This is a genomic window from Streptomyces acidiscabies (genome assembly GCF_020010905.1).
GTDB classification, from domain to species: domain Bacteria; phylum Actinomycetota; class Actinomycetes; order Streptomycetales; family Streptomycetaceae; genus Streptomyces; species Streptomyces acidiscabies.
Genome location: NZ_JAGJBY010000001.1, coordinates 61,381 through 83,206, shown reverse-complemented (window position 1 = coordinate 83,206; position 21,826 = coordinate 61,381). Strand labels below are relative to the sequence as shown.

13 protein-coding genes are annotated in these 21,826 nt (G+C 65.8%); 6 read left to right on the top strand and 7 right to left on the bottom strand.

The genetic code is table 11. From position 1 onward, the window contains the following. Positions 1 to 23: 23 nt before the first annotated feature. Positions 24 to 587, bottom strand: a complete 564-nt coding sequence (locus tag J8M50_RS00325) for a hypothetical protein (RefSeq protein WP_010350882.1) — start codon at positions 585 to 587, stop codon at positions 24 to 26. 9 nt (positions 588 to 596) lie between these two features. Beyond that, complete coding sequence (locus tag J8M50_RS00320; protein WP_223786130.1) at positions 597 to 5,249, bottom strand: RHS repeat-associated core domain-containing protein; 4,653 nt, start codon at positions 5,247 to 5,249, stop codon at positions 597 to 599. Between the two features lie 439 nt (positions 5,250 to 5,688). Here J8M50_RS00320 and J8M50_RS00315 point away from each other — a divergent pair, with 439 nt between their 5' ends. Both J8M50_RS00315 and J8M50_RS00310 read left to right on the top strand, forming a co-directional pair. Next, positions 5,689 to 7,131, top strand: a complete 1,443-nt coding sequence (locus J8M50_RS00315; protein ID WP_029183444.1) for a DNA phosphorothioation-associated putative methyltransferase — start codon at positions 5,689 to 5,691, stop codon at positions 7,129 to 7,131. 58 nt (positions 7,132 to 7,189) lie between these two features. Then, positions 7,190 to 8,041 (top strand): hypothetical protein, encoded by an 852-nt coding sequence (locus J8M50_RS00310; RefSeq protein ID WP_010350887.1) that lies wholly within the window; start codon positions 7,190 to 7,192, stop codon positions 8,039 to 8,041. A 113-nt stretch (positions 8,042 to 8,154) separates the two neighbouring features. On the opposite strand, the gene J8M50_RS00305 is transcribed toward J8M50_RS00310, so the two are convergent. From J8M50_RS00305 to J8M50_RS00285, 5 genes are all read right to left on the bottom strand, one after another. Further along, a complete protein-coding gene (locus J8M50_RS00305; protein ID WP_010350889.1) occupies positions 8,155 to 8,955 on the bottom strand; it encodes an adenine nucleotide alpha hydrolase family protein in 801 nt (266 codons plus the stop codon). 231 nt (positions 8,956 to 9,186) lie between these two features. Next, entirely contained in the window at positions 9,187 to 9,834 is a 648-nt protein-coding gene (locus tag J8M50_RS00300) for a hypothetical protein (protein ID WP_010350890.1), read from the bottom strand. Positions 9,835 to 9,920: 86 nt separating this feature from the next. Continuing rightward, positions 9,921 to 10,817: a phospholipase D family protein gene (locus J8M50_RS00295; RefSeq protein ID WP_010350892.1), complete on the bottom strand. Its 897-nt coding sequence runs from the start codon at positions 10,815 to 10,817 to the stop codon at positions 9,921 to 9,923. Further along, on the bottom strand, positions 10,814 to 12,697 hold the full coding sequence (locus J8M50_RS00290) for an ATP-binding protein (RefSeq protein ID WP_202950038.1): 1,884 nt from the start codon (positions 12,695 to 12,697) through the stop codon (positions 10,814 to 10,816). Before J8M50_RS00290 ends, J8M50_RS00295 begins: the two co-directional genes overlap by 4 nt. Then, positions 12,694 to 14,268 carry a DEAD/DEAH box helicase gene (locus tag J8M50_RS00285; protein ID WP_010350894.1) on the bottom strand — a complete coding sequence of 525 codons (1,575 nt, stop codon included), beginning with the start codon at positions 14,266 to 14,268 and terminating at the stop codon, positions 12,694 to 12,696. The genes J8M50_RS00290 and J8M50_RS00285 overlap by 4 nt, the downstream gene beginning before the upstream one ends. A 490-nt stretch (positions 14,269 to 14,758) precedes the next feature. Between J8M50_RS00285 and J8M50_RS00280 the strand changes: the two genes are divergently transcribed. From J8M50_RS00280 to J8M50_RS00265, 4 genes are read left to right on the top strand one after another with little or no spacing between them, the layout of a single operon-like run. Continuing rightward, positions 14,759 to 15,967 (top strand): cysteine desulfurase family protein, encoded by a 1,209-nt coding sequence (locus J8M50_RS00280; protein WP_010350895.1) that lies wholly within the window; start codon positions 14,759 to 14,761, stop codon positions 15,965 to 15,967. 45 nt (positions 15,968 to 16,012) lie between these two features. Beyond that, a complete protein-coding gene (locus tag J8M50_RS00275) occupies positions 16,013 to 17,119 on the top strand; it encodes a DUF4007 family protein (protein WP_010350896.1) in 1,107 nt (368 codons plus the stop codon). Continuing rightward, positions 17,116 to 20,715 (top strand): hypothetical protein, encoded by a 3,600-nt coding sequence (locus J8M50_RS00270; RefSeq protein ID WP_010350897.1) that lies wholly within the window; start codon positions 17,116 to 17,118, stop codon positions 20,713 to 20,715. Before J8M50_RS00275 ends, J8M50_RS00270 begins: the two co-directional genes overlap by 4 nt. Next, a complete protein-coding gene (locus J8M50_RS00265) occupies positions 20,712 to 21,545 on the top strand; it encodes a phosphoadenosine phosphosulfate reductase family protein (RefSeq protein ID WP_010350898.1) in 834 nt (277 codons plus the stop codon). Before J8M50_RS00270 ends, J8M50_RS00265 begins: the two co-directional genes overlap by 4 nt. The last annotated feature ends 281 nt before the right edge of the window (positions 21,546 to 21,826 follow it).

Here is a 21,826-nt window from a genome sequence, read left to right as displayed (position 1 = left end):
CCGCGCGATCCGCGCTGCCTCCGTCACCGGCCGCCCGTCTCCGACGCCCACCTGCCCGCCTTGTGGACCTCCGGCCCCTCGACGTGTGCGGCGCCAGCCACGTACAGCAGCCACCGCAGCTCCAGGGAACCGAAGAAGGACTCTCCCCAACTGTCCACCCAGATACGGACCCGCGCCGGGCCCGCGGGGGTGGCGTCCCAGAATTCCCAGCCGCGGGACTCCTCGTCCGGATCGAACCGGTAGATCCAGTTCTGAAGGCGCCAGGCATTGGCCCCGCCGCTCGTTGCCAGGAAAGCGGCACGGCCGTTCCGGGAGAATTCGTGCGACGTTTCACCATCCCGGGTGGAGATCTCCGTGAACCACTCGGGAAATTCGTCCACCGGTAGATCATCGTCGTCGAACTCCGCCGTACAGGCCAGCTGGAGCGCCGCCGAAAGGACATCACGCACCCGCTGTACGTACACCTCTGCGGAGCCCTCGGCGACATCGACGGTGAAGACCGCCAGAACAGGCGGAGCCGCTTCGACCCCAGGCCGTTGCCGCACTCGGTCCCGTTCGGCGGCGATGCTCTCCTCGCTATGGATCATGGCGCAAGCCTACCCGTCCTGCACGACGCGCCCGGAGTTGCGGATGATCTCGGAGCGCAGGCCGTCGAAGAGTTTGTGCGGAATTCCGTAGAGGTCGCTTCCCTTGGTCGGGTCGGAGATCTCCGGGTACTCCTTGAGTAGTTCCTTCCATTCTCCCCGGGTGAAGGAGTCACCGTCCGGGTGATCGTCCTTGTTCTGCGGCAGAGCGGATTCTCTGATCCAGTCCCGGTATTCCCTGGAGACATCGAAGGAGACGATCTGGCCGCCGTCACCCCGGTATTCGATGGTGTGCCTGATGTCGTCGCTCATGTTCACATAGAGCTTGCCCTTGCCGGTGAGGGTCACCTCACCGTTCTCACCGATGTGAATGCGCTGGCTCAGCGGATGGTCGGTCTGCTTGCGGTAGACCGAGATCGTGTCCTCGTCACAGGGCGTGAGTCCCAGCGGGTCCGCCCACGTGTGCGGATTGTGTACGTACAACGCGGGGTTGGGCGCGGGCGCCAGGCCCAGGGGGTCGGCGGTGAGGTAGCGGGCGGTTTCCGGGTCGTAGTGGCGGAAGCAGTTGTAGTGCAGGCCGGTCTCGGGGTCGCTGTACTGCCCGGGGAACCGCAGCGGGGTATAGGTGGTGGCACCGGTGTGCCAAGTGGTGGAACCCCAGAGGGTGGTGCGGGTGCGCCAGGCGATGTCGCCCTGCTCGTCGACGAGTTCGCGGGGCGAGCCGACGAGGTCGGTGACGATCGCGAAGAAGCGGGAGTCGATCTCCTGCTGGGGTGCCTCGGCCGAGGTGATGCGCTCGGTCTGGGCGATGGGCTTCAGCCTTTGGTGGTCCCAGGTGAGGGTGACCGGGTTCGGCAGGTCGGCGGAGCGCGTCGTCTGCTCGCACAGCGTGGTGCCGTCCCAGGTGAAGTCGACGCGTTCGACGACTGTTTCGCCGTCGGCGCCGAGACGGAGCTTCGCGGCGCGGCGGCCCAGCGGGTCGTAGGTGTACCGCCAGCGGGTGCCGTCCGGGGTGGTGACCTGGACAAGCCGGTCCTCCACGTCCCACTCGTAGCGCCAGGTCTCCGGCTTGCGCGAGAGCCGGGTCTTCTGACGCAGAGTGATCCGGCCGAGGGCGTCGTGCTCGTAGCGGACACTGCCGGCGCGGGTGATGCGGGTACCGGTGTAGGCACGGTCGCCGGTGGCTTCCTGGCCAGGATGCGGGGCAGGCCAGGAGGCATGGGCCTGGTTGCCGGCCGCGTCGTAGGCGTAGGACTCGGTCCAGTCCTCAGCGTGGACCCCGGTGACGCGGCCGACAGCGTCGAGGCCGAAGTGACGCGGGCCGTTCAACTGGTCGTCGAGGAGGGTGAGATACCCGTCATCACGATACGTGTAGGTGCGGCGCTGGAGGGTGGAACCGTCCTGGCCGGCGGCGGACTGGGTGGCGAGTCGGCCCCGAGTGTCGTAAGTGCTGTGCAGAGTGAGGAAGTCGCCGACGTGGCGGGTGAGTTCGCGGCCCGCCGCGTCGTACGCGATGTCGACGGAGCGACCGGAGGCGACCAGGCGGGTGCGGCGGCCCGCCGCGTCGTACGACCACGTGGTTGTCGCGCCGGTAGGGGTCGTGCGTCCGTTGCGGCGGCCCAACTCGTCGTAGCTGTAGGTGATTTCCCGGTTGTCCACGGTCTCGGAGCGGACGAGACCGTACTGGTCCCGCGTCACGGCCAGACGGGTGCCGTCGGGGCTGACGGCCTCGGTGAGTCGGCCGTTGCCGTCGTAGGTACAGGTGGTGACCTGGCCTGCGGCGTCTTTACGGAGGAGCTGGCCCAGCGCGTCGCGCTCGAAGGTGGTGGTCTCGCCCAGGTCGTTCGTGCGGGCGGCGAGGCGACCTGCGGCGTCGTACCGATAGGTGAGCACGCGATCGTCGAAGTCGGTCTCGGCTACCGGACGGCCCGCCGCGTCGCGGGTGTAACTCCAGGTGAGTCCTTGGGAGTTGGTGACCTGGGCGAGACGCAGCTCGGTGTCGTGGCCGAACTCGTGACGCACGCCGTCGGGGGTCGTGCGGGCGGTGAGCAGGTCGAAGTGGGTGTACTCGAAACGGGTTTCGCCGCCCAGCGGATCGACGTGGGTGGTGCAGTTCCCTTCGCCGTCGTAGGTCCAGGACTCGCTGGTGCCGTCCGGCCGGACGCGCCGGGCCAACTGGTTCTCGGGCGTCCACTCAAGGTGAGTCGTCGCACCGGTGGGGTCCGTCCGCGTGACGGGGCGGCCGAGAGCGTCGTGGGTCTGGCGGGTGACCGCGCCGAGCGGGTCCGTGATCTCCTGCGGCAGACCTGCCGAGTTGCAGCGGATGGTGGTGACGTTGCCGAGCGGATCGATGACCTCGGTGGGGCGGCCCGCCTCGTCGTGGGTGAACCGGGTGGTGCGGCCCGCAGGGGTGGTGAGGGAGGCGAGGTTGCCGCGGTCGTCGTAGGTGTGACGGGTGACGTTGCCGTCGGGGGTGCGGACGCTGAGAGGCTGCGGGAATTCGCCGTACTCGGCGGTGGTCTCACTGCCGTCGGGGCGTACGACCGCGACGAGGTGCCCCGCGTCGTCGTAGCGGTGAACCATGGTGTGGCCCAGCGGGTCGGTGCGGCTGAGGAGGTGGTCGCGGTCGTCCCAGGTCTGGGTGGTGGTGTTCCCGAGCGGATCGGTGATCGCGACGATCTGGCCGTGCGTGTTGGCACGGTAGACGGTGTCGTGGCCGAGGGAGTCGGTGTACGTGGCGGCGGTGGTGCCGTTGGTGTCCGGACCGCTGTATGCGACCCGGGAGTCGAGGAACCCGCCACTGCCGTGGGTGGCGATGACCCGGCCCCGGCCGTCGTAGGTGTACGTGAAGACGGTGTCGTTGCTGTCGCGCCAGCCGGTGATGTGGTGGGCGCTGTCGTAGGCGAAGTGGGTGACCGCGTCGACGGCGTTGACCACCTCGGTCAGGTCGCCGTTCTCGTCGTAGTGGTACCCGCGCAGGCGCAGCGGGCCGTCCTCGGTGAGGGCGTGCACGGCGGTCACCCGGCCGGTGCCCTCGGCGCAGGTCGGCGTCAGGCGGTAACCGCCGGAGTGGGAGACTGCCAGCAGGGTGTCGTCCGCGTCGCGCTCGAAGGTGATGTGGTTGTGGTTGCGGTCCTCGATCCTGGTCAGCCACCAGATGCCGACGGCGGTCTCGGCGGGCTCGAAGTACCGGGTCAGGCCGGAGTGCTGGTCCTGCACCACGAGTACGTACCGGGCGCCGTCGGACCGGTAGGTCAACGGCAGGCGAGCGCCCGCCACCGGGTCGACGCGGTCGCCGACGATGTCTGGGGTGCGCGGGTAGTACAGGCTGGAGCCGTCCTCCCTGCGCCACCACACGCCGTCGGCCTCGGGGGCGTGCTCCAGTCGCTCGTCGAGGGTGGAGGCCCAGGACGGGCCGAAGCAGATGCCGTGTGTGTAGCCGGTCAGGTGGGTGCGGCGCAGCGTCAGCGACAGGGTGCCGGGCAGGTCGACGTCGGTCTGTGCCATGACCAGCTGGCCGGTGGCCATGTCGATCGGGTCGCCGCAGGTCTCCTTGTTCGCCAGGGCTCGGGCGTCCTTGGCCCGCTGTGGCAGATCAGGATCGTGCTTGGCGTTCGCGTCGATCTTGAGCCGGGATCCTGAGCCGGGCAGTCCGTCACCGCTGCCCCTGCCGTCGCCGTGCTTTCCCACGTCGATGCTGTTGGCCTTGTCACCGACGTCGTGGTCGTTGCCCTTGTGCAGTCGGGAGGTGGCTTTGACACGGTCCGGGACAGTCTCGGTGACATGCTTGACGATCTTGCCGAGCGCGTTGTCCGTGCCCTTGAGCGCACCGTGCAGCACGCTGTCGAACGCCTGGGTGAACGGGTCGCGGCCTTTGCTGCGGCCGAACGCGTTCCTGGCCCTTCCTAGCGGGGAACTCGCCGCCGTGTGCAGGTCGTTGCCGTGCCGCGATACCTTCCCCGCGCCGTCCTCGAACTCGACGTGGTCGATCCTGGTGACCGGCGCGGGGCCGCCGCTGCCCTCGCCGCCGGCCGAGGCGAGCTGCATCCCGCTCTTGCCGTGCCCGCCCTGGCCGCCGCCGGCCGGCATGGAGAACGCGCCCTCGGCCAGGTCGAGCACCATGTCCTCGACCATCGCCTCCAGCTTGGCGTTGACCGGCTCGGTGAGCTTGGCGGTGACCTCGTCGACGATTCGATCCACCGCCTCGTCGATGATCCGCTTGACCACCTGCCGCATCGCCGTGACCTCGGCCGCGCCGATCAGGGCGGACAGACCGCCGGTCACGACGGCGAGCCCAGCCGAGATGCCCACCGAGGCCGCCATCACCCCGAGTTCGATCTCGGCCTTGGTCTTCATCCCATAGATGATGTCCGCGAGGATGTCGCAGGCGTCCGCGAACAGCCGTGCGAGTTCCGGGAGTTTCTCCAGGTGGCTGGCTTTCACCTGGTACCAGTGCTTCTCGAACGCGTCCACGGCCCAGCCCTCGGAGGAGGACAGGATCCGGGTGATCGCCTTGTGCGCGCTGCCGCCCTGGCCCTCGAACTGGTCCGCGAACTCCCGCATGGCCTCGGCCATCTCGCGGTAGTCGTCCTCGTCCACGTTGGGGAAGTTGATCCCGATGAAGTCCAGAACGTCGTCCAGCCAGCCGGGAATCGTGTAACCCATACGCGTTGTCCCCCGTGTGTCCTCCGCAGTCCGGTGGCTTGGCAGCCATCAGTGCTTCGCACTCTATCGACGGGAGCCTTCCGGGCGGAGTCGGCCGGGGAGAGGCGGAGAGCCTGGTGGGGGTCATGATGCGGGGATGACACAGGTCCCGTGCCTGTCGGTCCCGGTGGCATGGACGCTTTCACCGTGCAGCACGGCTGCTGCGGCGCTGTCTTCTCTCTGGCAGGTGGTCTGTTGACGCTGAATGGAGTTATCACTCGGACGCGTCGCTTTGATACCAAGGCTATGCCCGTGGTGTGGTCGACGGCGGTACCTCGAGCTGTGTGGTACGCGATCAGCCTTGGCACATGCCTTGCCTGTAATCCGGATCTCTGGAGCGAGTGTCACGTAAGGTTCGGAGCTGTCGCACGCTGGCCTATCCGTGAATCAGGGAACACCGATGACCCAGCAGCTCTGGACCAGTCAGAGACATCACACCGCCATCGGTCGTGTCGGTCTGTCGCTCCCCGCTCGTCGCGCCGTTGGCGACCTTCAGCTGGAACCAGCCACGGGGGTACTCGATTACGGGTGTGGACGTGGCGGCGACGTACGGGCATTTCGGCACCTTGGCCTCGATGCCACAGGATGGGACCCGGTGCATTTCCCGGACGGGCGCCGCAAGGCGGCTGAGGTGGTCCTGCTCACGTATGTCCTGAACGTCATCGAGGATCCCGCCGAACGGCGAGACACACTCCTGAGCGCCTGGGAACTCACGGAGTCCGTGCTCGTGGTGTCCGCACGGTTGAGGTGGGAGCGCAACCAGATCAAAGGCACGGAGTACGGCGACGGCATCCTCACCCAGCGCCGCACCTTCCAGCACCTCTACGCTGCCGGCGAGCTTCGCGATTACATCGAAGAAGCAACCGGCGTGCGCTGTGTGTCGGCGGCACCGGGCATCGTCTACGCCTTCAAAGACGATGTGGCGCGCTTGAGTTACCTCGCCCGTCAGGTCGCCCCGGACGGGGGCTGGCTGGCCTCTGAGGACACTGCCTCGGCGATCACCTCCGTCGTCGCTCATCTCGAACAGCGCGGTCGGATGCCTCAACTTGAGGAAATGCCGCAGCCCACCATCCGACTGCTCGGCCACCTGCGCCCCGGCGAACTGAAGCGCCTCGCCGAGCAGGAAGCGGACCCTGTCAAGGTAGAACGGAGCGCCGAACGTGGAGCCCTCGATACGCTGCTCTTCCTCGCCCTCGAACTGTTCCACGGCCGAGGCCCCATGAGTAGCCTGCCCCTGCCTGTACAGCTGGACATCCGGGCGTTCTTCCCCTCATACACCGAGGCGTGCCAGCGAGCCGATCGCCTGCTGTTCAAGCTGCGAGATGATGCCTACGTCCGCCGAGCGATGAACGGATCGATCGCTGGCAAGTTCACGGCGACTGCCTTGTACGTTCACCGCCGGGCGCTCCACCGGATCCCTGCCGTGCTGCGTTTGTACGAGCAGTGCGCGAGCGTCGCTGCCGGCCGTCCCGGGGAGTGGTCTGTTGTCAAACTCCGCCACCAGGGCCGTGGCGTCAGCTGGCTCGACTATCCCCGGTTCGACTCGGATCCCCACCCGCGTATCGTGGCCTCGTACGCCGTCGACCTGAAAACCCTTAAATCCTCCTTCACTTCGTACGCGGACTCCACCAACCGTCCCTTGCTGCACCGCAAACACGAGTTCCTCGCCGAGGATGATCCCGACGCACCCAAGTACCGGCGGCTCACTGACGCCGAGGTACGCGCCGGCCTGTACGAGAGCCCGCACCTGATCGGCACGGAAGAAGGCTGGGAACGCGAACTCGTACGTTGTGAACGGGAGTTGCGAGGCCACCGGCTCGTACGGCGCACCACCAGCACTTGAGCATGGCACCGGCACTCAGCATGGAGCGATTGTCAGTGCCGTGTGCCACGCTGCACCCATGACCACTCCCCAGGCGGAGGGCCTTTGCCTGCCCTCATATCGCACGCTGCCTACCCTCGCGCTGTCCGAGCCAGAGGACCACGTCCGTGAACTCACCGACTGGGTGGAGCACGCCTCTGCCGTCAATGGAGCCCCCGGGGCGCAGAACAACTGGGACACGGCCTACAAGTGGCTGCGCCTTGCCCAGGGCCTGCGGGCGGTGACATTCGACATGTCGTACGACGACGGCGGCATGTGCTCGGCGGGCCTCGACTTCGACGCCGTTTGGACCGAGATGATGGAGGAGTGGCAGCAGCACCAGATCCGTCTCGGCTACCTGCGCGCGGCGCTCGAAGGATTTGTCCGGTTGCTGTACCCGGACACGGTGGAGCCGGGGCTGGCTGTCGAGACCGCCGAGCAGCAGCTGCACCAACACGTCGGTGCATGGCTTGTTCACGCTCAAGCGGTCGCCGACCATCTGCGGACACACGTACCGGACGGTGCATCGGGCGTCGACACGTCGGTGGCGGCAGCGGTGACTCAGGCGATTGCCCTGCACGAGATGGCCGTCCGGGGATGCGCTTCCGTGCCTGAGCCGGACAGTGACGAGGACGGGAAGGTCTTTCCTACAGGGCACGCCGAGGTCTGCGCGGTCAAGGAAGCCTGCACGATGCTGATGCTGGCGATGCAGTTGCTCCTGGCGGCAGCGGTGAAGGAGGACCGCGTCGCTGACTTCGACGACAAGTACCTCCTCGACGGCATGTGGATTCCCGACCCCTCAGGCGGCAGCCGCTGGGTAGATGGAGAGATGCCCTACGGCGAGTACCTCGCCGTTCTGCACCTGCAGCCCGGCGAGCCGCCCGAGCTCTGATTCCGCCGCCTGCAGTGCCCCATGGTGGCAATGTTGGCAACCCTGGAGCCAACCGGCGGGTGGGCCCGAAGCGATGCTTTCGGGCCCACCCGCCGTGGCCTGCTCGACACGTATCAGGTCATGCACCAGCCGGAGTCGCATGCCCCCTCGTCCTCATCGGTGTCCACTTCCCCAGGGTTCTTGTCGGGGATGGCTTGAGCGAGTGGGACCCCGTACCGCGTGAGATACACGGCATCCCGCCCGAGTGCGGACCGCCGTCGGTTGATCGTCTCCTCCAGCCGGACCGACTGAGAGAACAACTCTGGCTCGTGCCGACGCTGGTGGCGCCAGGCGTCGATGGTACGGAAGGGGCAGAAGAAGCAGGAGCTCTTGGGCGGCACAGGCAGGCCGGCCTCGGCTATGACGCGCTCGCAGTCGTCCCGGCGTAGCCCGAGGTCGAGGAGGGGGTATTCGATGACCTCGTGGGCTTCCCGCCGCCGGCGGTTGGCGCGATGGATTTCGTCGAGTGATATGCCGATGGCCACTTCCGCCGGGTCGTCGGCGGTGGCGCCGTGCTCCCGTAGCCACCGCCCGACTACCTTGATCTTAAAGTCGGCTGTGCAGTTGCGGCGGCCGGGTGCGCCGTTGGCCATGCGGACCGGGATGGGAATCGACCGGGTGTCCGGCCGGTTCAGCCGCTGCATGAGCGTTTCCGTGGCCCCATCGCGTCGGCGTCGCTTGAGCTCGTGGATGTCCACTCCCACACGTGTCGCGTATGGGATAGCGATGTCGCGAACGTACGCGAGGGTCGCCGGATGCTCGCTATCGTCGCCGACGTTGGCGAACAGGAATGTGCGGAAGTTGATCTCCCCCTGGGCGGCCAGCACGAGAAGGGCTGTGCTCTGGACACCGCCTCCGTAGGAGACGACCTTCATTGGGCGGCCACCTGACCGGTGAGCGGCTCGGTCGATGACGGCCTGTGGGCCGGTTTCCGTTGTGTTGTCGTGATGGGCTCCGGGTGTGCGTGACAAGTTCGCCATGTGAGAGACAGTATGGATAGGGATTTTAAAAATCAAGTGTTTCTCTCGCAGCTGTCGGCGAACACTGCTATGTGGGCGGCGCTGCGTTCTTTCGGGAGTCCGCCTCAATTCGGAACGGAAGGCGAGCTAAGGCCGTGGCTCGATGATTACGGAGTGTCCCTCCGCCATGACTGCTGTCAGGAACTCCGTCGCAGCAGACGGTTCGGCACTGGTGAATGTCCGAGCTGGGGGTAGCGCTTTGAGTGACGGTTGCGAGATGGTCGCTCGTTGCTTGCGGCCACGTGGTTTCTGCGGGGCGCGGTGGCCTGAGCTTAGGAGCTCGACCTCGGACGGGAGGATGGTGCGCTGCCGCTGTTGTGCATCATCCAGGATGCTCGACAGGAGCCAGAGAGGCGAGCCGGAGAGGACCAGGTCGGCCTCGGCGATCTGCCGACGGTTGCGCCATCGGGAGATCGCCTGCGCGTCTCTGGCGAGGACACGGGCCACCTCCTGGATGCCGAGGACGACAGGCAGGTCCTGCTCGTCCTGGACGTCGTAGCCACAGGGGATGCTGGCCTTGTAGGACGTCAGCCGGTCTTGCGCCACCCGGCGGTCGCCGACACCGTCGAGCTGCAACGCCGTCGCTAGCAGCCAGTACGGGTTGCCGGACGCGATCAGGTCAGGTGCAGCGAGGGCGCCCTCTGTCCGCCATTTCTGCGATGTCTGGCGCTCTACTCGATAGAGGGAGGCGATTTCGGCATGGCCCAGTAGGAACGGGACCCGCACCTGTGCCATGAGAGGGCCTTCCCATCACCTTCGTCTCCGTGGGGTGGCGATGAGCGGGGGAGTTGCTCCGCCGCGCCACGCCGTGCACGCAGATCTTAAGTGTGCTCCCGTCCTGGCCGCAGCTCCCACGAGCCCACCTCGGTGTAATAGCGGCCGAAGTGCTGTAGCCAGGCCGCGAGTGTCTCGGTCGTCCTCCGCGCCTGGTCTTCGGGCTCTCCTGTCCGGTCCACGATGGCCTTCTGGAGCTCGATGTTGCCGAGGCGCTCGCCGACGAGCAGTTTGTGGAGTTCTGGGATGGCGTGCAGCCGAACTTCGACTGCCGAGTTGAAGTCGTGCTCCGCCAAACCTGCCGGGACATCGAGCATGGCAAGGTCCTGGATGATGCCGGCCTCAACCGGCGAGGTGAATCGTGTTCGCCCGCTGTAGAGCGCGAACACGTTCTCCGGGCGCCTCGTCTCTGGATACCAGAGAGAGGCGGGTTCGCCCTCGGCCGGGGGTGTGATGCGTTCTTCCTTCAGCAGTTCTGCTTGTTGCCGAACAAGGGCGGCCACCAGGGGGGTGGCCGCTGTCGAGCGGGCGTTGATCTGGCTGAGGACGCGCTGCACTTCAGGATGCGTGACGGGTGCATCCAACAAGAGCTCCACGTTGGCGTTGGGGACTCGACCAGTGGCCTTGCCGGTCAGATTCGCCGATCCGACCAGACATCGGTCGTCGGCGACGTAGATCTTGGCATGCAACGGCGGGCAGAGAGAGATCTGCACGCGTTCGTCCCGCTCCGCTGCCTCGATGATCTCGGGGTCGGAGACTCCGGCGGCTACTTCCGCCGGAGTCCAGCGCGTGACGCATTCGATCTTCTCCACGGAGGTCGGTACCGAGGCGAGGGTCTCTTCGAAGACGGCCTTCTTGACGAAGGGCGCCACGAGGATCACTCGCGTGGTGGCGCGCTTCATCAGGTCAGCTATCTGCTGCCAGACGTGGTCCGGCTGCGTCACTCGTCATCGCTCCCGTCTTCGATGAAGTCGCGGGCGTAGCGACCCCAGTCGCGCCGGGCGTCCGAGATCCTGGCCCGGTCTCGCTTGTTGGGGATCTCGTCCTCCATGCGGGCCCAGGAGAAGACGAGGAGTTTGAAGGTGTCGGAGGCGCGGGCCAGGCGTTGGCGGAGTTCGGTCTCGCTCGCGTTTTCGGGCACGTCCTCAAGGACGGTCATCAGCTCGCTGTGCAGCGGGTGTTCGGTGTTGAAGATCACCTGCAGCATGCCGGCCATGAGGTCGATGTTGAAGAACGCCGTGGAGTCCTGCGGGCTGGAGATCCAGCGGACACGCCAGTCTTTCTCCAGTGCCTCGTCGACCATGGACTGGGCGGTGTCCTCGTCGAGGTGGTGCCGCTCGGTGAGCGCCGCGAACTGCTCCTGGCGCTTGTCGTTCTCGGTGGCCTCCTCTGCCAGGCGGTCGGTCGTTCCCGTGTGACCGTCCTCCTGCCGGCGCTTCACCGCGTCCGTGGCCTTGGATGTGACGACGTCCTCGTGGCGCTTCTTGCCTCCCCGGTTGCCCAGCGTGTGCTGCTTCAGCTTCCGCCGCATTTTGGGCAGAAGATTCTTCTCCAGGTAGAGCGCGAGATCGATCAGGGGCAGGCGCGGGTCGCCGAATTCGGCGATGCGGTCCTTGAATGCCTTGGGCGTTTCGTCCCCCTCGGCCTCGGCCGTCCAGTCGAAGTGCGCGAGAGACGAGAAGACCGTGGCGGTCTGCTTGTTGTTGGTTACTCCGAAGATGTCGTCGAGCTCCGGGGGAAATTCCACCTCGATGCCCCACCAGCGCTCGACCGGGTCGTACCCGATGGCCCACTTGGAATCGAGGTCGAGTTCGCGCCCCTGCCGGACCAGGGAAATCCCGATGTTCCGTCGAGCATGCTGACCCCATGGGTGGAAACCAGCGTCTCGGTTGGGGTTCGCGTTGTCGGGCCACGGGTGACCTTCGACGTCGGCACGGCGGGCCTCAGGCCGGGCGATGGATGCCCGCACCTTCACGTTGTGCTTCGTCCCGTCGACCGTGATCGGGAAGTAGGCGACCCCGGGCTCCTTCTCGTTGCCCATGTCGAAGGGCTCGAACATGGGCTTGTTCCCGAACGGGGGCGGCGTCCCCGTTGAGTCCATGAGGTACAGGGGGTCGTTGGGCTCAGCGAAGTACGCCCCGTTGTCTCCTTCGAGGACCTTTCCTGCGCGGACCGGCGCCATCTTGATCTCCACCCTGCCGTCGTGGAGGTAGTGCCGGTACACACGGCCGATCAGCTCGGCAGTGTTCCGCAGGGTGGCGCCGGCGCCGTGCCATTTGACCCGGTCAAGGTCCGACCAGACTACGAGGGTGCCGGTGGTGCCCAGCGGTGCCTCGCTGAGGTCGCTCCAATACTCCGGCACGGGGTGGTGTACGGGACTGGGGACGTCGTCGAGTCCGCCGTTGATCTCCTCAAGATCGAGGTAGGTGTACATGGCGTTCGGGGACCCATTGGTCCAGGACCAGACCTCGACCTTGGTGCACTGGGACATGCTGGAGTTGGGCAGCCCCATGCCGAAGCGCCCGATGCGGTTGCGGTCGCCCCCGAGGCCATCGCCGTACTTCAGGGCGCGCCGCAGCAGTTCGGTGTCCATGCCCTTGCCGTTGTCAAGGACAGCTATGGCGTCCACCCGGTGCCTCATCTGGGTGGTGCCCTGCACCGGGCTCTCACAGGCGAAGACCTGAACCAGTGTGGCTTCCGCGTCGATGCTGTTGTCGATCAGCTCGGCGAGCGCGTAGGCGGTGTTCTTGTAGCCGCTGTCGCGCATGGCCTTGACAGTCAGCGAAGGGCTGACGATCCGGTATTTGCTTCCCTCGCCGGTCACGCGGTCTCCCATACGTCTTCCCAGTTGGTGAATGCCTCGGCTACGTCCCCGAACCCGGGCAGCTCCGGGTCGACAACGGTGACGATCTCGCAGGTTACGGTTCCTCCGGCCTTGGGGCCTCGGATGACCCGGCCAACCATCTGGCTATACAGGACCAGCGACTTGGTCGGTCGGGCGATGATGGCAGCACTGGCCGCCGGGGCATCGAAGCCTGTGGTCAGGACCCCGAAGTTGCACAGAATCATGGGGCGTCGGCCGGTGCCCTTGAAGCGTCTGATGGCGTCGTTCCGGTGCCGGGGAGAGGACTCGCCGGTGACGAAGTCGGCGTCGAGGCCGAGTGCCGACAAGACGGCGGCGATCAGGCGGCAATGGTCAACGGAGGCTGCGAATACCAGGATCCTGCGGTGCTGGCGTTCCAGTAGCTCCAGCACGGTCTGGACAACCTTGAGGTTCCACTGCTCGTCGCTGGCCAGCGACGCGATGATGTCCGACGGGATGTCAAAGGACTTCGCGAGCAGTCGCTGATCGCGCGCGGACAGATGCAGGCCAGCTTCGGAGGCGACGGTCTTCATGATGGGCTTGGCCAGGTAGCCCTGTTCGATGAGGGCGGTTACCGGGTTGCTGTATCCGTCGATCTGCAGCATGACCTTCTGGCGGGCGAAGAAGTCCGACAGCCGCTCATCTTGCGTGACGTCCGCCCAGGTCCGGCCAGGGGTGGCCGTCAGGCCCAGCAAGCTGGCATCGGGGCGGATGGTGAGGGCGTCCACCACTCGCTGGTAGGTCGGCGCGATGATCTGATGAGCCTCGTCGAAGACTGTGAGAGTGCTGCGCGATGCGAGTTTGCGGAGAAGCTCCGGATCACTCTTGTCCGCGGAGACGGACTTCTCCAGCCCCAGGATGACAAGGCCGTCTGTCAGCGCCTCCACATCGGTGGGCGCCTCACCCCACATCCGGACGACCGCAATTGGACGGTCGCCGAGCTTGGACCACGCGCGCTCGAACTCCGCAGCCGCCTGCTCCAGCAGTTCCTGCCCACGCGCCAGCCAGACCACGAGAGTGGGCTCGTGCTGCCGCAGATGGTCGGCGATCAGGTTCATTCCGGTCCGGGTCTTGCCAACACCTGTCGGTAGGTGAAGGACAACCCGCCGCGGTCCGTCGTACAGCAGCTCCTTCACGCGTGCTGCTGCGCGCCGTTGGTGGGGGAACAACCCGTACTCGGGTTCGGAGGCTTGCCGAATGAGCGGAGGCAGCGCAGGCGCCCTGTCGACGCTGAAGCCGAAGAACTCCAGCAGCTCCCGCTGTTGTTCACTCGCCCACTTCAGGCCGCCCAGGTAAACCAGGGCATTGTTGCCCGCGCTGTCCGCCCCAAGACGTTGGGCAAGCTCCTTCTGCTTGTCGGCGGGCAAGAGCCGCAGCAGCTCCTCGCGGTCCGTCTGATCTGACACGAGCTTCTCGGCGTCCACCGCTACGGCAGCGACTGCTCGGAGCCGCTCATCGCCGGCGCTTCCGCCGTCGATGAGGTCGAGCAGAGCGCACATGTGCTTGCCGAGCCGCTTACGGATGTACGGCATGGGAGCGCTGTCCAACACGGCTTGGAAGGACAGGCCGGGCGACCACGCTGTCATCGATTCACCACCCCTGCGCAGCAGGGGAGATTTCCCCTAATGTCTGAATGACCGTCAACTTGCGGAGCACCCACCCCAGTTCTGTGCATGCAGAGCTGCCCGCAACTCTGAGTCGCCCCAGAGTTACAGCACCCGATCACCATAAACCCACGCACTGACACTCGGATCTCGGCGATTGATATTTGCAGCTCAGGGGCGCTGACGAGGTGCGGTAGGCCCCATAAGGGATCGCGTGCCGCCTCTGTGTCGATGTCCTTTCCCGGTATCGAGTGCAGGCACCCAAGCGATATGGAACATTAGTTCGAGTTACAGTTTGCGCTCCGGCCCGAGTGTCGGTTTCGCGGACTGATCGATCTCGATCACTACGATCGCGACTCACTCCTGGTCCTGCCCCCGGTGCACACGTCCGGGTTCCACCAGGAGTAGATTGTGTGCGGTGCTGAGCGAGACGAGGTGGGGCATGAGGGATGAGTCTGATGGGCCGGTTTCGGCGTATCTCGACTACAACGCGACGGCGCCAATTCGGCCCGAGGCGTTGGCGGCCGTTGTGGACGCCCTGCAGGCCGTTGGTAACGCGTCGAGTGTGCATCATCCCGGCCAGGATGCCGCCCATCGCGTGGAGGTCGCTCGTCGGCACCTTGCTGACCTGTTGAACTGCTCGCCCGGGGAGATCATTTTCACGTCGGGGGCAACCGAAGCGAACAACCTCGCGCTGCGCGCGGCTCACCGCCGCGGAGCGCGGATTCTAACGAGTGGTGCAGAGCACCCTGCGGTGCTGGAGACAGCCCGAGATCTGGCCCAAAACGAGCCGGGATCACTGACCGTCTTGCCGATGCGGGCGGACGGGCTGGTGGAAACCGTGGCACTGGAAGAAGAGCTCGGCCGGGGCGACGTCGGTCTCGTCTCCCTGATGGCGGCCAATAATGAAACCGGGGTTCTCACCGACCTCGCGCCGGTCGTCAAGGCGGCGCATGCCGCAGACGCGCTGGTCCACACGGACGCCACGCAGATGATCGGTCGGCTGCCCTTGGACCTTTGCGAAGTGGACGTCGATCTGCTGTCCCTGTCGGCCCACAAGTTCGGTGGCCCTCAAGGCGTTGGCGCACTGTTCGTACGACGCGGTACACCGTTGCCGTTCAGGCCGCTGATCACCGGTGGTGGGCAGGAAAAGGGGTGGAGGGCCGGCACCCTCAACGTGCCCGGGATCGCTGGTGCCGGAGCTGCCGCTGCGGCCGTCAGGCGTGACCTTGCCGACGACGTCGCCCGCGTTACTCAACTGCGCGATCAGCTCGAACGCATGGTGACCACGGCTGTGGGCGGATGCCGTATCAACGGGCAACAAGCTCCCCGGCTGCCTGGTGTGGCGAGCATCACTTTTGTGGGTGCTCCGGCTGACGCAGTCATGGCTGCCATGCCGCACATAGCCGCATCCGACGGAAGCGCCTGCGCCTCGGGAGCCCCAACTCCCAGCCACGTCTTGCTCGCTATGGGACTGAGCCGAGAGGAAGCAGAGTGCACTGTGCGCTTCTCCCTCGGCTACGCCACAACCGCAGACGAGACCGCCGCAGCTGCCGAGGCGGTGGTTCATGCGGTCCACCAGGTGCGCGCCGCTATGGCGACGACAGTCGGCGCCGCTGCTCACTGACTTCAGCAGTTCCCCTTATCTCTTCTTGTATTGAGAGGCCCTCGTATGGCAGACAGCAGGCTCGCGGAAGCCGCACATTCCAGCTTCGCGCGCCATGAGACCTTCGCCCCCCGCTTCGGCTGGCTGCATAAGGCATATATGCAGGTCAAGGACAATCCTGCTGCTTTTCTTGCCGAAGATGCTCCGGTCCTGCTCGGCGTGGGTAAGAACATGGTCCATGCCATGCGGTACTGGTCAAAGGCGTTCAAGTTGACCCGCGAGCACGCCGACCCGGCGGGTAAGACGAAGGCCCAGTACGCGTCCCCGACTTGGGAAGCGCGGTGGCTGCTCGACGAGAAGGATGGCGCCGATCCCTACCTTGAGGAATCCGGCAGCTTGTGGCTGTTGCACTGGTGGCTCGTATCGTCGCGGCCGGGCGCCAAATGCTGGGCCCCCGCGTGGTACACAGCGTTTCACCTTGCTCCGTTCTCTCGCTTCACTGTCGCGGATATGACGCAGGTCGTGACGCGGCATGTCAATTTCTCCTTCAGTGATGGACCGGTGGAGGCGTCGATCACCCGGGACGTCGAGTGCCTGACCAAGATGTATACGCGCGCGCCCGTCGAACAGAGCGGTTCCCGTGCCACCTATGAAGACCTATTGGCCTGTCCTTTCCGTGAGCTGGACTTGCTGACCTCCGTGGGCACCCGGGGAAAGCAGGAGTGGCAGTTCACCACTGGCACGCGCACCTCTCTCCCGGCCCACGTCCTGGTCTACGCCTGCCTCGACTACGCCGCCCGCGACACCCAGGGTTCAGGCTCCATCTCTCTGGCGCGGCTTGCCAACGAGCCCGGAGCGCCAGGCCGGGCCTTCCGGGTCCGCGAGCCTGAGATCGTCGCCGCCCTCGACAAGGTCGCCGTGGGCCGTCCGGAACTCAACCGGGTGGACGCCGTCGGCCAGCGGACCATGTCCTTCTCCAGCGATCCGAGGGCACTCGCCTGGGACATCCTCGACGAGCAGTACGACCATGTCACCCGGCGCCCCGGCTTTCCCACCCGGGACGAATGGAGCGCGCAGTACCCGCAGTTGGCCGAAGCAGAGAAGGCCGAGAAGGCCGAGAAGGCCGAACGTAAGCCCCAGCACGACCAGCTCACGACTCAGGAGAACGCGTGACCACCGCAGCTCCCACGCTGACCTCCCGCACTCCACAAGACGAGGCAATCCCTCAGTTCCCGTCCGGAATCGAACTGGTCGGCTCCCAGATGCGGTCGACCAACCTCGAACGCGACGTCGAGGACGAACTGCATGGACCGTATGTCGGCGCGAAGGCAGTTGACGTACTGGAGCGCATCGCCAACGCAGTCAGCGACCTGAGGCGTCCCCGCGCGTGGTCCTTCACCGGACCTTACGGCTCCGGGAAGTCCACGCTGGCTAACCTGATCGAAGCGCTTCTCGGCCGCGACGAGGACCGCCGCGACGAGGCTCACCAGATCCTTGCGGACACTAGCCCAGCCCTCGCCGAGCGTCTCGCCACAGCTCGGGCTGAGCGGACGGGAACCGGGTTCCTCGGAGCCGTGGCCACCGCGAGGCGTGAACCGCTGGTCGACACTGTGACCCGTGCGCTGGAGACCGCGGCAAAGCGCCGCTGGGGCAAGCGTATTCCGAAGAACATTGCCGCAGCACTTGCGGCCTGCGAAGACCCGACGACGACCGGGCCGAAGACGAACCAGGTCATGGCTGCTATCAAGGCCCTGACCGACAATCAGCAGCCGCTCTTGCTGATCATCGATGAGTTCGGCAAGACCCTGGAACACCTTGCCGGGCACAACGAATTCTCCGGCGCCGAGCACGACCTCTTCCTCCTGCAGGAGCTCGCCGAGCACAGCGCCGGGACCAACGGCCTGCCCGTCTTCTTGGTCACCCTGCAGCACCTGTCGTTCATGGACTACGCGTCACGGTCCAGTGAGCTCAAGATCCGCGAATGGGCAAAGATCCAGGGTCGCTTCGAGGACGTCACCTTCGTCCCGCACCACGGCGACTCCCTACAGCTCTTGCGCCGGCGTCTCGACCACTCCGCAGTCGACGCAGTGGGCCAGGACCTCATCCGCGCCTCGGCCCAGGCATCAGCCCTCGCGTGGAAGAACCACGGTCTGAACGTCCTTACCGAGCTGGCCAGCGACGACTTCGCGGGCCTCTACCCGTTGCACCCACTGACGGCGATCGCTGCGCCGATCCTGGCGGCGCAGATCGGCCAGCACGACCGCAGCCTGTCGGGTTTCCTCAACAGCGGAGAACCCAACACCGTCCGCGACTCGCTGGCCGCACACTCCCGGCGGGATGCCGAACTCGCCAGCACAGTGCAGCTGCCACAGCTGTACGACTACTTCCTCAACTCCGGCCGGACCTCGCTGCTCGCGGCCTCCAACGCCGGCCGCTGGATCGAAGTCGACGCGCGTATCAAGGAAGCCAATGGACTGCCCGACGCAGATCAGGCGCTGCTGAAGACCATCGGCGTTCTGAACCTCATTGATGCCGACGGCGCGCTCAGCGCTACCAGCGAGATGATCCACCTCGCGCTCCACGACCCTACCGATCTGGCCGACGCGGACGCTTTCGCCCGCCTTGAGGAGCAGCTCGCAGACCTCGTCCGCCGCGGCTTCCTCGTCCACCGGGAGTTCAGCGGTGAGTACCGCGTCTGGCAGGGCACAGACTTCGACATCGACGCCCGCCTGAAGGAGATCATCAGTCACCTGGACGATGCCTCCATCGTCCAGCGCCTTGGCGCACACCTCCCCAGCGCCGTGGTCGCCGGCCGCCATAGCCAGGTCACCGGGATGATGCGGGTGTTTCTCACTGCCGTCAGCGGCCCAGAAACCCGCGAAATCCAGGCGCCGGACGAGCTGAAGGACCCGGCCGACGGCCTCCTAGTCTTCCACCTCGGCCCCCGGGACCAGCTGCCCACCGTCAACTCGACGCTGCCTGTGATCCTCGGAACAACTACCCACCCCGACGTGGTACTCAACTCCGCCACGCACCTCATCGCCCTGAAAGAGCTGCTCGAAGACAAGGAACTCGATCACGTCGCCCGGCGCGAGGTTACCGACCGCGCCGTCCAGGCGGAGGCCGAGCTGCGGGAGGTCATCCAGACGGCCTTCTACCCGCCGACCCAGGACGCCACTTGGGATCTGTGGAAGGCCGGCCTGGCCCCTGAGATGTCTCCCTACAGCTCGGGCCTGCCAGCCCGCAGCCTCAGCGGCCTTGTCTCCCTCGCCTGCGAAAGTGTCTTCCCGCAGACCCCGCACATTCGCAACGAGATGCTCGGACGGCACTCACTCACCAGCAACGCCGCTCGTGCCCGAAGCGATGTGCTGGACGCGATGCTCACCCGCTCCGGCGAGCAATACCTGGGCTTCGACGCGACGGCCGGAAGATACGGTCCGGAGCGAGCCATCTACAGCGGCGCGCTGGCCTACCTCGGCCTGCACCGGGCCAACGGCACAATCCAGGCAGAGAATTCCCCCAACAGCCTGCTGCCGTACGGCTTCTCCGCTCCAGGCAAGGGCCACGAGCATGCCCAGCCCGTCTGGGAGGCGCTGCAGGAGGCGCTGGACGCAGCAACCCGGCGTACCAGCCTCGACCACATCATCCGGGTCCTGATGAGCCCGCCCTACGGGGTGAAGGCCGGTATCTGGCCGCTACTGGTCGTCACCGCCCTGGTGATCCGCCGACACGATGTCGCCCTCTTCGAAGAGGGCTCCTACCTGCCTCGGCTGACGCCGGAGGTCGTCGACCGCATCCTCGCCGCACCGGCCCGTTTCGACGTGAAATACACGCCGGTCGGACAGGGGCAGCGCTCCAGTGTGATCAAGAAGCTCCTGGTGTCTCTGAATGTCGAACCCCCACGCTCACAGGCACTGCGTAACCCAGATCTGCTGTCCGTAGCCAGGGCGTTGCTCGAACGCGTCATGGTTTTGAACAGCTACGCTCGCAAGACCAAGCGCATCTCTCCGGATGCACTCGCCGTGCGCAACGCCCTGGAAAACTCCCAAGATCCGGACGACCTGCTCTTCCGGGCTTTGCCCAAGGCGCTGGGCCTCGCTCCCATCGAAGCCGGGACCCGCGCCAACGCGGCAGCCGCCACGGAGTACGCCGACAGGCTGACCGCAGCGGCAGACGAGATCACCGGAATCGAACGCACGCTGCGGGAAGAAGTAGTCTCGGTTCTCGCCGAAGAGTTCCGTCTGCCCACGACTCTTCCCGAACTGCGGTCGACACTGGCCGCGCGGCTGAGTGGCTTCGCCACGGTGTCACTGAACTCGGAACTACGGGGCTTCGTCGACTTCGTGCTCAGCGAGAGCCTCGCTGACGAGGACTGGCTCGACCCGATTGTCGTCCGTCTCACCAACAAGGCACTCGGAGACTGGGACGACCGAGACGCAGGCATGTTCCCCCGCCTTGCACGCGAGATGTCCGCATCCCTCGACCGCGTCGCCCACCTTTACCAGGACAGCAGCGAGACCCGCGAGCAGGAAGTAAATCTGGAGACGCGGCTGTTGACCTTGACGGACAAGACAGGAGCGGAACGACGGACGCTGATCTACGTGCCAGAACAGTCCCGAGGCCAGGCTGACCAGCTCGCGGCCGACGTGCTGCAGCAGGCTGAGCAGGCCCTCGGACCCGACGGCGCACGGATCCTGCTCGCCGCTCTCGCACAACGAGTTGCCGACGGGCCGTCTGTCACAGCAACTGAAACCAAGGAGGGGGCATGACGGACCCAGTCACCCAGGAGAAGGTTCGCCACGTCCTGGGTATCTCAGGTGGCAAGGACTCGTCGGCGCTTGCCATCTACATGCGCGATCGTGTGCCGGAGATGGAGTACTTCTTCTGCGACACCGGTGCTGAACTACCAGAGACGTACGAGTACCTCAACCGGTTGGAAGCAGCCCTCGGTAAGCCCATCGAGCGACTCAATGCCGACCGGGACTTCGATCACTGGATGGAGGTCTACCAAGGCACCCTTCCCAGCCCGCAGATGCGCTGGTGCACGAAAAATCTGAAGATCAAGCCGCTGGAGGAGTGGGTCGGCGACGACAAGGTCATCTCCTATGTGGCCATCCGTGCTGACGAGAACCGCCTCGGCTACGTCAGCACCAAGCCGAACATTGATGCCGTCTTCCCCTTCCGTGAGGATGGCGTCGACAAGGACGGCGTGATGCGCATCCTCGACGAAGCTGGCATTGGACTCCCCGGCTACTACGAGTGGCGTACGCGTTCGGGCTGCTACTTCTGCTTCTTCCAGCGCAAGCACGAGTGGGTCGGCCTCAAGGAGCGCCACCCCGACCTGTACGACAAGGCCGTCGAGTACGAAGACAAGGTCCGGTTCCGCCACACGGCTATGAAGGGCCGCAACTACACCTGGTCACAGGGCGAGTCGCTGCCGGAGCTGATAGAGCGCAAGGACGAGATTGAGGCCAAACACGAGGCGGCCCTTGAACGCGCAGCCAAGCGCATCAAGCCCAACCGCCCCTTGCTAGAGGTCCTTTCCGACGCACTTGACTCAGACGACGATGAGGCCGGCTGCTCCGTCTGCCACCTCTGACCCGAAACGACACACAGCGGCCCCAGCAGCACGAGCTGGGGCCGCTGTTGCTTTCCCGGCTCCAATCAAGCTTGGCCCGCTTGCGGTTATGACCTTGTCCAGACTCTGTCCCTGGGCTCCCGAAGGGACGCATCGCACTCGCCCACGGCAAGTCGAGTTTCTCCGTGATGGAGTGACGTAACATCACATTTGGGGCATGATGGGTTCATGCGCGCTCCTGCTACCCCTGTCGACCACTCATATGCCACCATGAGTGACAACTCGCGCACAGGTGCGGGGCG

Coding starts and splice junctions, on each gene's coding strand:
- J8M50_RS00325 (WP_010350882.1), bottom strand. CDS start 587: ATGATCCATAGCGAGGAGAGCATCGCCGCCGAACGGGACCGAGTGCGG.
- J8M50_RS00320 (WP_223786130.1), bottom strand. CDS start 5,249: ATGGGTTACACGATTCCCGGCTGGCTGGACGACGTTCTGGACTTCATC.
- J8M50_RS00315 (WP_029183444.1), top strand. CDS start 5,689: ATGACCCAGCAGCTCTGGACCAGTCAGAGACATCACACCGCCATCGGT.
- J8M50_RS00310 (WP_010350887.1), top strand. CDS start 7,190: ATGACCACTCCCCAGGCGGAGGGCCTTTGCCTGCCCTCATATCGCACG.
- J8M50_RS00305 (WP_010350889.1), bottom strand. CDS start 8,955: ATGAAGGTCGTCTCCTACGGAGGCGGTGTCCAGAGCACAGCCCTTCTC.
- J8M50_RS00300 (WP_010350890.1), bottom strand. CDS start 9,834: ATGGCACAGGTGCGGGTCCCGTTCCTACTGGGCCATGCCGAAATCGCC.
- J8M50_RS00285 (WP_010350894.1), bottom strand. CDS start 14,268: ATGCCGTACATCCGTAAGCGGCTCGGCAAGCACATGTGCGCTCTGCTC.
- J8M50_RS00275 (WP_010350896.1), top strand. CDS start 16,013: ATGGCAGACAGCAGGCTCGCGGAAGCCGCACATTCCAGCTTCGCGCGC.
- J8M50_RS00265 (WP_010350898.1), top strand. CDS start 20,712: ATGACGGACCCAGTCACCCAGGAGAAGGTTCGCCACGTCCTGGGTATC.